Below are 12,960 nucleotides of genomic sequence, written 5' to 3' on the forward strand. Positions count from 1 at the left end.
AAAAAAATCGATGAAATAATCATCGATTTTTTTTATTTCGTAAATATAATCCAAGACCAAAAGGTACCATACTCTCAGTACCATTTAAAATACGTTTTATGTTGTCTCTATGTTTATAAATAACAAATATAGTCAAAATACCTGCAATACTAGTTAATAACCAATCTTGAAATAATATCGCTGTTATCGTAATACCAATAAATCCAATGACACTTGCAACACTTACCATACTCGTTAAAAGTATTAAAGAAATAAACATGGTACAAGCGATAAGAAAAAATAGCGGATTATACGGTAATAAAATACCCGCACCAGTAGCAACTGCCTTACCACCTTTAAATCCAGTAAATATTGAGAATGTATGTCCAGCTACTGCACCTACACCAATTAGTAAAGGACTAACGGTTGATGCGACCCCAAACATATAAGGGAGGCTTGCAGCTATAATTCCTTTTGATATATCCATCACTAAGACAACAGTCCCTGCTTTTGGTCCAAGAACTCGATAAGTATTAGTTGTACCAACATTACCACTACCAAAATTTCTGATATCCTTTTGATAAAAATATTTTCCAATCCAAACCCCTGATGGAATTGATCCTAAAATATAAGCGATAATCAACATTAATATGATTGTACCCATGATAATTCACTCCTTTCAGCCAGTAAATCCAATAAGTAGTATTTTAACATTCTTTTAAGAAGACACCAAAATTTTTTATAAAATAGAACATCTATTCGGATTTCTCTTTACATTTTAAAAAAGAATAGGTTATTATAGTAACGTTACTGTAGGAATACAGAGTAAGGGGCGTTTAACTGAATGACTAATCAAAATAAAACAAAATACAATGATGATTCAATTCAAGTTCTTGAAGGACTAGAAGCAGTTAGAAAACGACCTGGTATGTATATTGGGTCGACAGATGGCAAGGGATTACATCATCTTGTCTACGAGATTGTTGATAACGCAGTTGATGAAGCCTTGTCAGGATATGGTTCACAAATCGACGTTACAATCCACAGTGATAACAGTATTACTGTTGTAGATTATGGTCGTGGTATGCCTATTGGTATGCATGCATCAGGAATACCAACTGTTGAAGTTATCTTCACTGTCTTACATGCTGGTGGAAAATTTGGCCAAGGCGGATATAAAACGTCTGGTGGACTACATGGCGTTGGCGCAAGTGTCGTTAACGCATTATCTTCATCATTAACAGTTGATACCGTTCGTGATGGTATTCGTTATGAAGAAAAGTTTAAAAATGGTGGGCATCCAGTTGGGACTTTAAAAAAATTAGGTGCAACTAAACGAGCAAATGGAACAACAGTAACTTTTAAACCCGATGAAAGTATTTTTTCAACTACAATTTATAAGTATGATATTTTAGCTGAAAGATTAAAAGAGTCTGCCTTTTTATTACGTGGTGTCAAAATTGTTTTAACAGATGAAAGAACTGATAAACAAGATATCTATCATTTTGAAGAAGGTATTAAAGAATTCGTTGCTTATTTAAACGAAGACAAAGATACACTTGGCGAAGTGATGTATTTTGATGGCATTAAAGATAAAATTGAAGTAGAAGTTGCAGCACAATATAATGATGGCTACTCAGAAAACTTAATGTCCTTTGTTAATAACGTTCGGACAAAAGATGGTGGTACACATGAAGCAGGAATGAAGTCTGCTTGGACAAAAGCATTTAACGAATATGCCAGAAAATTAGGTCTTTTAAAAGATAAAGATCGTAATTTAGAAGGTAGTGATGTTCGAGAGGGCCTTTCAGGAGTCATTTCAGTGCGAATACCTGAAGAGTTATTGCAATTCGAAGGACAAACGAAGGGTAAATTAGGTACACCCGAAGCAAGATCTATCGTCGATAGCGTTCTGAGTGAAAAACTTGGGTTTTATTTGATGGAAAATGGTGAGTTTGCACAAGAACTTGTTAGAAAATCAATTAAAGCTAGAGAGGCTCGAGAAGCAGCTCGTAAGGCTCGTGATGATTCAAGAAATGGGAAAAAGAAAAAGAAAAATGATCGCTTATTATCTGGGAAATTAACACCTGCACAATCGAAAAACGCTAAGAAAAATGAGTTGTTTTTAGTCGAAGGTGATTCTGCCGGTGGTTCAGCTAAACAAGGTCGTGAACGCAAATTCCAAGCCATTCTACCTTTACGTGGTAAGGTATTGAATACTGAAAAGGCAAAATTACAAGATATTTTAAAAAATGAAGAAATTAATACAATGATTTATACAGTTGGCGCAGGTGTTGGTGCTGAATTTAAGCTCGAAGACAGTAACTACGATAAAATTATTATCATGACTGATGCTGATACTGATGGTGCGCACATCCAAACCTTATTATTGACATTTTTCTATAAATATATGCGTCCACTAATTGATGCTGGGAAAATCTATATTGCTTTACCACCTTTATATAAAATTCAAAAAGGAACGGGTAAAAAAATAGAGAGTATCTATGCTTGGACCGATGAAGAGCTTGATAAAGCAACAACAAAAATTGGACGTGGTTACAACCTACAACGATTTAAAGGTCTGGGCGAAATGAATGCAGATCAATTATGGGAAACAACTATGGATCCAATGACAAGAACTTTAGTTAGAATTCGAATTGATGATCCTGCACTTGCTGAAAAAAGAGTGACAACCTTAATGGGCGACAAGGTAGAACCTCGTCGAAATTGGATTGAAGAAAATGTTCAATTTTCACTTGAAGAGGACGGTAGTATCCTTGATAAGGTATCAAGTAAACAAGTTACTGATTTAAAAAATGAAGAAGATTTAACATTATTTGAAGATCAAACAACGACTGACTAAGGAAGGAGGATTATTAATTTGGCTATAGAAAAAGATACATCAAAAATTCAAGAGCTGACCTTAGAAGATGTTATGGGTGAACGATTTGGTCGTTATTCTAAATATATTATTCAAGAACGTGCTTTACCTGATATACGTGATGGCCTAAAACCTGTTCAACGTCGTATTTTATACGCAATGAATCAAGATGGTAACACATATGATAAAGGGTTTAGAAAATCTGCTAAATCTGTCGGAAATGTTATGGGTAATTTTCATCCTCATGGAGATAGCTCAATTTACGAAGCTATGGTCCGTATGAGTCAAAACTGGAAATTACGAACACCATTAATTGAAATGCACGGAAATAATGGGTCAATGGATGGTGATTCTCCTGCCGCAATGCGTTACACAGAAGCTCGTACAAGTAAAATTGCGACTGAAATGCTACGTGATATTGAAAAAGAAACGGTTGATTTCGTATTGAATTTTGATGATACGGAGTATGAACCAACTGTTTTACCAGCAAGATTTCCTAATTTGTTAGTAAATGGTGCAACGGGAATTTCAGCTGGGTATGCAACTGAAATTCCACCTCATAATTTAAGCGAGGTTGTTGATGCCGTTGTTTATTTAATTGGTCATCCAAATGCGACTTTAGATAAATTAATGTCATTCGTTAAGGGCCCCGATTTTCCAACCGGTGGTATTTTACAAGGACTATCCGGCATCCAGAGTGCTTATAAAACGGGGCGTGGTAAAGTAGTCGTTCGTTCTAGAACTGAGATTCAAGAACTAAAGGGTGGTAAAACACAAATTATTATTTCAGAAATTCCATACGAAGTGAATAAAGCTGTTCTTGTTAAAAAGATGGATGAAATTCGCTTATTAAAAAAAGTTGATGGGATTGCTGAAGTTCGAGATGAAAGTGATCGTGAAGGACTACAAATTGCAATTGAATTAAAACGCAACGTCAATGCACAAGGTATTTTAAATTATTTATTTAAAAATACTGATTTACAAATTTCGTATAATTTCAATATGGTTGCAATTAACCATCAACGACCTGAGTTAGTTGGCTTAAAAAAATTCTTATCTTCGTACTTAGAGTATCAATTAAGTGTTACGAAAAAAAGAACTGAATTTGATTTAAAAAAGGCTGAGTCTCGTCAACATATCGTTGAAGGGTTAATTAAAGCTTTATCAATTTTAGATAAAGTAATTAAAGCAATCCGTGCAAGTAAAGATAAAAAGAGTGCTAAATTAAGCTTAATGGATCTGTTCGATTTCACAGAAAAACAAGCTGAAGCAATTGTTTCATTACAACTGTACCGCTTGTCTAATACAGATGTGACTGCGCTTGAAAAAGAAAATGCAGAGCTTGCTGCAAAAATTATTGATTACAAAGCAATATTGGCAGATCCTAGTAAGTTATCTGATGTTGTGAAAAAAGAGCTTAAACAAGTATCTAAAGAATATGCCACACCTCGACTAACTGAAATTCAAGAACATATTGAAGACATTAAGATTGAAACAGCAGTTTTAGTAACTCCCGAAGATGTTCAAGTATTAGTTAGCCGTGATGGTTATCTCAAACGTAGCTCATTACGGTCATTTAACGCCTCAGGAGTAAATGAGAATGGTTTGAAAAACGAAGATCAAATTGTATTTAATGAATCTGTTAACACATTAGATCATCTATTTATGTTTACAAATAAGGGAAATATGATTTACCGTCCAATTCATGAAATAACTGAGGCAAAGTGGAAAGATACTGGGGAACATATTTCACAAACTATTGGATTAGATACTGATGAATATTTAATTAAAGCATTTTCTTTCAAAAAAGTGAATGTCCCTGGTAAATTTGTTTTTGCAACTAAAAATGGATTCATTAAACAAACACTGGTTTCCGACTTACAACCCGGACGAACTTATAAAGGTCATGCAAGTAAATTCATGAAATTGAAGGAAGCTAACGATGATGTTATCTTGATTTCATACTTGAAAGAAACGGATGACTCGTTATTCATTTTTAGTGCTTCACATGATGGGTATGGATTAAAGTATCCTCTCGAAGAAGTTCCTGTTGTCGGATCTAAAGCAGCTGGTGTAATCGCGATGAATCTTAAGAAGGATGATTATGTTGCCGCTACTTGTTTAGTAACTGAACATAGTCAGATTGGATTATTAACACAGCGCGGTTCATTTAAGCGTATGGCTGTATCAGAAGTGAGCTCGACAAGTAGGGCGAAACGTGGCGTTCTTGTTCTTAGAGAGCTTAAGAAGGAACCTCATAGAGTCGTTGGCATGAAACTCATTACTAAAGATGTGAATTTAAATGCCCTTACTGAAAGTGGCAATGAATTTATTATCGAACCAATGTCATATCCGCTATCTGATAGATATTCAAATGGTTCATTTGTTATTGATACAGAACAATTAGGAATACCTAATAATTTAAATGAGATTAATTAATAATTAAATTGTTAAAAAAAGGCAAATTTGTTTGCTCTTTTTTTTTATTACGCTTATTATACTAATATGACTATTAATTTCTAGAACTGAGGAGATCACGCTAATATGAAAACAAAGCAAGAAAATATATTTTCATCAAAAACGTTAACATATTTTTTACAGCTTGCAGATATAATGAATTATACGCAAGCAGCCCAAATATTAGGAATCACACAACCTGCATTAACACAGCAAATTAAAAAATTAGAAAGAACAGTTGGTGCACCACTTTTTTATTCTGTTGGTAAAAAATTACATCTTTCTGATGCTGGCTATACAATGCTAGATGCAACACACCAAATCTATGAAACATTAAATAAAGCAACGAATGAAATTCAACAATCAACAAGTGCAACACAAGGAGAAATTACTATCGGGATTTTGGCTTCAATCGAAGACGAAGTGTTTGATGATTTTGTTATCCAGTACTATAAAAATAATCCAGATATTATTGTGTCATTCCATTTACTAACGCGTAAAGAAATTTGGAGTGAACTTGAGAATAATAAAATTGATTTAGCTATTATGTATCTTCCAGATGAAAGTATTAAAAACTGGAAACCATACGAAAGTAAGAAAATCTTTACTGAAGATTTATTGTTTTTACATCATAATGAAAAGTTATCTTCTAAAAAGAAAGTTAGACTTCAAGAAACAATTGATAATGTTTGGGTCACTTATCCAAGTGATTATTATCTTGATAAAACAATTAAAACAATTTATCAAAATCAATTAGTTAACCTGCCAAAGAGTGTTGCTAGATTTACATCACCCACACAGATTTTAAAATTTGCTCGTGCAACACATGCTTATTCAGCATTACCAACTTCATTTTTAACGGCTCATCCTGAAAGCAAAGACCTTTGGACATCTCATTTTGATCCAGAAATAAAATTTGATTTGTCATTTGTCTTTAGAAAAGATAAAGATGAAATTCCTAGAAATGAACATTTTTTAAATGCATTTGATAAATTTTTAGAAGAAAAAGATTACATGACTCGACTTAAAGAAATTAACAAATAAAAAGGAGATTATAATAATGACTAAACAATTAATTTTTGGACATCAAAGTCCTGATACAGACGCAGTTGTAGCTGCTAAAGCATTCTCATATCTACAAAATAAATTAGGTTTCGATACTGAAGCCGTTACCTTAGGAACATTAAGTGAAGAAACAAAATTTGTTTTAGATTACTTTAATGAACCTGAACCAAGAATTATTGAAACAGCTAAAAATGAGGTTGAATCAGTTATGTTAGTTGATCATAATGAATCTCAACAAAGTGTTTCTGATATCGCTGATCTTGTTGTAACAGACGTTGTCGATCATCATCGTATTGCTAATTTCACAACCAATATGCCTCTTAATTTCCGCGCAGAGGCTGTCGGTTGTTCAAGTACCATCCTATGGAAAATGTTTAATGAAAACAATATTGAAATTCCTGCTAATATTGCAGGATTAATGATGTCAGCTATTATTTCTGATACATTGTTATTCAAATCACCTACAACGACTCCAGTTGATATTGAAGCAACTAAAGCACTTTCTAAAATTAGTAACACTGATTACAATGTATACGGATTAGATATGTTAAAAGCTGGAACTAATTTATCTAGCAAAACTGAAACAGAATTGATTAACGGAGATGCCAAATCTTTTGATATGGCTGGTAAAACAGTACGTGTTGCTCAAGTTAATACCGTTGATTTAGAAGAAGTTTTTAACCGTGAAGCTGCACTAGTTTCAGCGATTGAAGATGATAGTAAAGCTAATAATTATGATTTATTCTTACTATTAGTTACAAATATCCTAGACAGTGATTCAGAACTATTAGTTGTTGGAGAACCTAAAGAAATGGTTGAAAAAGCCTTCAACACAAAACTTTCTGATAACAAATTGTCATTACCTGGTGTTGTTTCAAGAAAAAAACAAGTTGTTCCTCAATTACAAGCTGTTTTTGAAGCTTAATAAAAAATCTTAAAAGTTTAGACTTTATCTCTAAGCTTTTTTATTTTAAGGAGAATTTAGGATGCTACCTGAAGAACAAATTCAAGCAGTTAAAATATATACGCAAAATAAATTAGCGTCAGATACTTCTGGACATGACTTTGCTCATATTGAACGAGTCGTTACAAATTCAAAAACGATTGCCTCAGAAATTCATAATATCAATTATTTAATAATTGTTCTTAGTAGTTATTTACATGACGTAATTGATGATAAAGTAGTCGATAATGTTAAAGAAGAAGTAACTAATTTAACAAATTTTTTAACATCTATTGATTTAACTTCACTTCAAATTAATGATATTTTAATAATTATTAAATCAATTTCTTTTAAAAACCAATTGAACGATAATACTATTAACTTGCCCGAAGAAGCAAAAGTTGTTCAAGATGCTGATCGATTAGATGCAATTGGTGCTGTCGGTATTGCTAGAACTTTTTATTACGGTGGACATGTTGGCAGTAAAATATATGATCCACATCGTGGTCCAAGAAGAAATATGACCCCAGAAGAATACAGGAATATTGAGAATCAAACGGTCATTAACCATTTCTACGAAAAGTTATTGACACTTACAGAAACAATGAACACTGAACCAGGAAAACGAATGGCTAAAAATAGACATCAAATTATGTTAGATTTCCTTGAGAATTTCAAATCTGAATGGGAAGGAAAGTCATAAAATAAAAACGATTAACTCAATATCGAGTTAATCGTTTTTATTTTATAATTTATTAATAGCATTCCGTTGTTCTTCATCAATCATATGGGTATATAACGCAGTTGCACTTGTCGAACTCTGACCCAATTGTGTTGCTACAAGTTGTTCATTCTTCGTCTCTAGGTACAATTTAGAAGCGAGTGTATGGCGTAGTTTATGCGGCGTAACACGGACTTTAAATGCAGATGAGTACTTGGCTACCAATTTTTCAATTGTACCACTCTCAATGCGTTTTCCAATTCCACGATATGATGAACAAAATAGGGCTTTTTCCATTTTATCTACTTTATAGTTCATTGTACGCACTTCAATATATTTAACAAGATAGGGGATTACCCACGGTGCAATTGGCACAGTATCCTTCTTGCCACCTTTTCGAATGACGGTAATATTATTTGTTTTTAAATTTAAATCAGGTAGGTCACTATTTGCAACTTCTGAAACCCGTAAACCACTACCTAGCATTAAAGCGTTAATAGCAATATCGCGATCTTTATCCCGTTTGAAAAAGGAAAGACCTTTAGGCTTTAACAAATCGGCATATTTTTGATCAATAAAGTTAATATAATCACGATCTTCAGTTCCAAGCATTAATTTATCTTTAATATTTGCTGCACGTGTAGCAAACGTTTCGTTATCTTTTACGACAGTAATTTTTTTCATCACATTACGATAAAAATATGGCTCTCCATCTTCTTTTTCCGTTTCTTCAGAAAGATACCTGAACAATGAAGAAATCGCTGTTAGAGAACGATTTACAGTGCTCCTAGAGAGTTGTGTGTTGCTATTTGCATTATTTGATTTACTTCTAGAAAGTAGGGAGGATTTATATAGTTCCATATCTTCCTTTTTTAAATGTTCTAAAACACTAATATCGATTGTCTTAATTGATTTTTCGTTAACAATACCTTCTGCCAGTAACCAATCAAAAAAACGTCTAAACTCTGTTAAATATTGATATAACGTTGCATTGGATAGGGGGATTGTAGATTTAGATTGATAGTATTCCTGCGCATACCAAGGTTGGTACTGTAATTCATTCTCAATTAATTCTAAATATTTTTCTTTTCTCAAAAATACACCTCATTATAACGGATAGTTTAATACGTAGAGAATAACACATTAAAGAGTTACAATTCAACTTTAATGAAAGTTGAACGCAAAATGTTCTTATATCAAACAGTATGATACATATTATTTAAAATTAGTGTTTATTCACAAAATAACTAATATATTTAATACTTTAGATTTTAAGTAATCCTTATATAGCTAATACCATAATTTGGCAAATTATGGTCGTCATGCTTGATATGTATCTACAAATATTAGTGTTAATTATATAATTTATTGGAGAATAATAATTGTAAATATATTTTATGATGAACAAATTATATTTACATAAAATAAAATGAGCGAGATACAAATACAAAACGAATGATAATTTAAATAGACTTGTTTAAAATCAGTAAGATATTGCGCTACTAAACTTTCATTAAATTGTGTGTTTTAACTAAAGTTGGATAGTGTTAATATGATAAGTCTCAATTTACCACTCATTTGATGCTTTTAAACTTTATCTATTAACTTAAAATTATTTTCTCCGACATACTATTATCTAGTCACAGTTACATCTTAATTATTATTTGAAAACAAAAAACTAACAACCGATTAAACCGGTTGTTAGTTTTAATAACTCTTAAGCTTGATCAAAGTCTTTAATCCACGCTAATGCTAATGCTTTTTCACCTAAATGTGTCCCAATGACTGGTCCAAAGTAACTGATATCAAATGTCATATCAGGATATTTCTTCTTCATTTTAGTCTGCCACTTAATTGCTGACGTTTCATCATTTGCATGAATAATAAGTCCACGTAAAGGATAATCAACAGATGCACGATGCTCTTCAAATAAATCTTCTACACGCTTAATTGCCTTCTTAGTTGATCTAATCTTTTCAAATGCAACAATTTTATTTGAAACACTATCAAATGTTAAAATTGGCTTAATTTTAAGAACACTTCCAATAAAGGCTGAAGCATTAGACAAACGACCGCCTCGTACAAGATTTTGCAAATCATCAACAATGAAATATTCACCTAACGTTGTCTTCAAATCATCTAATCGGGCAATGATATCATCGATAGAGGCATCTTCTTTAGCCATTTTAGCAGCTTCCAAAGCTAAATATCCCATTAACATAACTGTGATACCAGAATCATACGGTATCACACGAGTTGACTCAATTGTTGGTGCTATATTTTTTAAATTATCAATAAATCCTGAAATTGTATTTGTTAAATGAATACTTAAAATAATATCATAGCCTTCGCTACCTAATTTATCATATAAGTTAATCATTTCCCCAACAGAAGGCTGTGAGGTACTTGGAAAGGATGCAGATGTCTTTAATTTTTCATAGAATCCTTCAGTTGTAATATCAACGCCTTCATTATAAATTTTATTGTCAATAATGACTGGGATAGGAATTATAGTAATATTGTTCTCTTCAATCTGATCTTTAGATAGGTACGAAGTACTATCTGTTACAATTGCTATTTTCATTAATTAAACACCTCATTTTATGACGGTTTAAACGTCAGTCCTCGTTAGACTTTTGTCTAAGCGATTTAATAATATTCTTAATAAATTTTGTTCATCTTCTGGCCACTTTTCAAAAATAGTTGCTTCAAGTTCAGTAAAACCTTTATCAACTGCTTTTGACGACTCAACGCCGATTTCAGTCATTGTATAAATCAATTGGCGTTTATCGTCACCGATACTATGCTTATCAAGCATTTCTTTTTCAACTAAGCGTTTTAATTGTCGACTTAGTGTTGAGATATCTAGATCTGTTTCTACGGCCAATTTTTCCTGTGTGTTAAATTTAGCACTTATTTTCTTTAATAACTGCCACTCAGATATTGTTAATTGATTTTTTTTAGTTAAACGTTGTAAAATCACTTTATACTGTTTATCAATTGATAGTAAGTTTTCAAGACTTGTTTTCATTTTGTTGACCCCTTAAATTCGATATACCTTGCATTATACAATATATAGACTAAAAATGGCAAGAAAACTATTCAATAATGATTCTTTGCGATTTATCGTTTAAAACGTTACACTTGTAGTTATTAAACATATTTTATAGAAAGTGAGTTGATTAAATGTCATTTGATGGCGTTTTTACTCATGCAATGATTAGTGAACTAAGAACCAAACTAATCGGTGGTCGGGTCTCAAAAATATCACAACCCTACCCTAATGAGGTTATTATTACAATTCGTGCAAATAGAAAGAATCAACCCTTACTATTATCTGCACATTCAAGTTATGCTCGTGCACAAATTACAAATATTCCCTATTCAAATCCTAAAACACCAACTAATTTTACTATGATGCTTCGTAAATATTTAGAGAGCGGTCAACTTGTAGCAATTGATCAGATTGCTAATGATCGTATTATTAATTTTTCATTTTTAACTAGAAATGAACTTGGTGATGAACAACCTCTAATTTTAAGTTTAGAAATGATGGGACGTTATAGTAATTGTCTACTAATTAATCCAACTAATGATAAGGTTTTGGATACCATTAAACATATTAGTTCAGACCAAAATCGATATCGTATGCTAATACCTGGTGCAACCTATCGTCAGCCACCAGCTCAAGATAAATTAAATCCATTTACAGATACAACTGATACATTTAAAAAACTTTTATCCGAGTTTCCAAATAAGGAAGTCCTAGCGAAGGAACTTCAAAATAGCTATCAAGGTCTCGCTGGTCAATCTAGTTTAGATCTTGCAACTGCACTTCATACTAATGTTGAAGACCCTAGTGTCAGCTGGTCAACTTTCTTCACACAATTTGATACACCGACACCAACTATTTTATCTGGCAAACGTCTTGATTTTTCGGCCATTCCAAATAAAGAAATTGGTACTGGTCAAGAATTCGATTCATTAAGCGAAATGCTGGATACTTACTATCTCGATAAAGCAAATAAAGACCGCGTTCAACAACAAGGTAGCCATTTAATCCGCGTTGTTAAAAATGAGCTCAAAAAGAACCGTGGTAAACAAAAAAAATTAGAAAAAACTTTAAAAAATACTGAAACAGCGGATCAATTACGGGTCCAAGGTGAATTATTAACTACTTATCTTCACTTAGTTAAACAAGGAATGACAGAAGTTTCATTACCTAATTTCTATGATAATGAAAAAGAAATGACCATTCAATTATCCAATCAAATTTCACCTTCAAAAAATGCACAAAAATATTTTAAAAAATATCAAAAACAAAAGAATGCAGTTATATTTGTTAATGAGCAACTTCTCCTAAATAAAAAAGAAATTGCTTACTTAGAAGAAATTCAATCAGAAATCGAGTTAGCTGAACCTAAAGACTTACCAGATATTAAGGTTGAATTACAACAACAAGGTTTATTAAAAGAACAAAAATTGAATAAAAATAAAAAAGCAATTAAAATTAAAATAAGTAAACCAGATGAATATTATGCAACAGATGGAACCCTTATCTCTGTTGGTAAGAATAATCTTCAAAATGATCAACTAACCATGAAGACAGCCAATAAATCTGACATCTGGCTACATGCTAAAAACATTCCTGGTTCCCATGTAATTATTCACAGTTCTAATCCTAGTGATGAAACAGTCACAGAAGCGGCTAACTTAGCTGCTTATTTCTCAAAATATCGTCAATCAGCATCTGTTCCAGTAGATTATATCCAAGTTAAACGGATTAAAAAGCCCAATGGCTCAAAGCCAGGTTTTGTTGTCTACGAAGGTCAAAACTCAACCTTTATTACACCAGACTTACAAAAAATTATGGCTATGCGTCGTAAATAAAAAGTTTCAACTAAGAAATTATTC

General features: G+C 32.3%; 10 protein-coding genes. 6 read left to right on the forward strand and 4 right to left on the reverse strand.

All coding sequences use genetic code 11. From position 1 onward, the window contains the following. Positions 1-19: 19 nt before the first annotated feature. A complete protein-coding gene (plsY, locus tag AC1RPN_RS02420) occupies positions 20-643 on the reverse strand; it encodes a glycerol-3-phosphate 1-O-acyltransferase PlsY (protein ID WP_481761324.1) in 624 nt (207 codons plus the stop codon). A 180-nt stretch (positions 644-823) separates the two neighbouring features. Between plsY and parE the strand changes: the two genes are divergently transcribed. The 5 genes from parE to AC1RPN_RS02445 all read left to right on the forward strand — a co-directional run bounded on the left by parE (position 824) and on the right by AC1RPN_RS02445 (position 8,028). Continuing rightward, entirely contained in the window at positions 824-2,842 is a 2,019-nt protein-coding gene (parE, locus tag AC1RPN_RS02425; RefSeq protein ID WP_481761323.1) for a DNA topoisomerase IV subunit B, read from the forward strand. Positions 2,843-2,866: 24 nt separating this feature from the next. Next, the gene (gene parC / locus AC1RPN_RS02430) at positions 2,867-5,299 is read left to right on the forward strand and encodes a DNA topoisomerase IV subunit A (protein ID WP_481761409.1); all 2,433 of its coding nucleotides are present in this window, start codon (positions 2,867-2,869) and stop codon (positions 5,297-5,299) included. A gap of 105 nt (positions 5,300-5,404) precedes the next feature. After that, entirely contained in the window at positions 5,405-6,361 is a 957-nt protein-coding gene (locus tag AC1RPN_RS02435; RefSeq protein WP_481761322.1) for a LysR family transcriptional regulator, read from the forward strand. A gap of 16 nt (positions 6,362-6,377) precedes the next feature. Then, positions 6,378-7,307, forward strand: a complete 930-nt coding sequence (locus AC1RPN_RS02440) for a manganese-dependent inorganic pyrophosphatase (RefSeq protein ID WP_481761321.1) — start codon at positions 6,378-6,380, stop codon at positions 7,305-7,307. A gap of 61 nt (positions 7,308-7,368) precedes the next feature. Further along, the gene (locus tag AC1RPN_RS02445) at positions 7,369-8,028 is read left to right on the forward strand and encodes an HD domain-containing protein (RefSeq protein WP_481761319.1); all 660 of its coding nucleotides are present in this window, start codon (positions 7,369-7,371) and stop codon (positions 8,026-8,028) included. 42 nt (positions 8,029-8,070) lie between these two features. Here the strand turns inward: AC1RPN_RS02445 and xerS are convergent, their stop codons facing one another. The 3 genes from xerS to AC1RPN_RS02460 form a co-directional block, all read right to left on the reverse strand. Further along, the gene (gene xerS / locus AC1RPN_RS02450) at positions 8,071-9,141 is read right to left on the reverse strand and encodes a tyrosine recombinase XerS (protein WP_409022540.1); all 1,071 of its coding nucleotides are present in this window, start codon (positions 9,139-9,141) and stop codon (positions 8,071-8,073) included. Between the two features lie 622 nt (positions 9,142-9,763). Next, complete coding sequence (locus AC1RPN_RS02455; protein WP_481761318.1) at positions 9,764-10,630, reverse strand: DegV family protein; 867 nt, start codon at positions 10,628-10,630, stop codon at positions 9,764-9,766. Between the two features lie 27 nt (positions 10,631-10,657). Continuing rightward, positions 10,658-11,077, reverse strand: coding sequence for a MarR family winged helix-turn-helix transcriptional regulator (locus AC1RPN_RS02460; RefSeq protein WP_481761317.1), 420 nt, complete (start codon positions 11,075-11,077; stop codon positions 10,658-10,660). 155 nt (positions 11,078-11,232) lie between these two features. Between AC1RPN_RS02460 and AC1RPN_RS02465 the strand changes: the two genes are divergently transcribed. Next, complete coding sequence (locus AC1RPN_RS02465; protein WP_481761316.1) at positions 11,233-12,936, forward strand: NFACT RNA binding domain-containing protein; 1,704 nt, start codon at positions 11,233-11,235, stop codon at positions 12,934-12,936. Positions 12,937-12,960: the final 24 nt, after the last annotated feature.

The sequence above is a fragment of the Dellaglioa sp. CoH-57-MRSF-20 genome (genome assembly GCF_056781955.1).

Excerpts from the sequence above, each read along its gene's own strand:
- plsY (WP_481761324.1), bottom strand. The coding sequence starts at position 643 with ATGGGTACAATCATATTAATGTTGATTATCGCTTATATTTTAGGATCA.
- parE (WP_481761323.1), top strand. The coding sequence starts at position 824 with ATGACTAATCAAAATAAAACAAAATACAATGATGATTCAATTCAAGTT.
- AC1RPN_RS02435 (WP_481761322.1), top strand. The coding sequence starts at position 5,405 with ATGAAAACAAAGCAAGAAAATATATTTTCATCAAAAACGTTAACATAT.
- AC1RPN_RS02440 (WP_481761321.1), top strand. The coding sequence starts at position 6,378 with ATGACTAAACAATTAATTTTTGGACATCAAAGTCCTGATACAGACGCA.
- AC1RPN_RS02445 (WP_481761319.1), top strand. The coding sequence starts at position 7,369 with ATGCTACCTGAAGAACAAATTCAAGCAGTTAAAATATATACGCAAAAT.
- AC1RPN_RS02455 (WP_481761318.1), bottom strand. The coding sequence starts at position 10,630 with ATGAAAATAGCAATTGTAACAGATAGTACTTCGTACCTATCTAAAGAT.
- AC1RPN_RS02460 (WP_481761317.1), bottom strand. The coding sequence starts at position 11,077 with ATGAAAACAAGTCTTGAAAACTTACTATCAATTGATAAACAGTATAAA.
- AC1RPN_RS02465 (WP_481761316.1), top strand. The coding sequence starts at position 11,233 with ATGTCATTTGATGGCGTTTTTACTCATGCAATGATTAGTGAACTAAGA.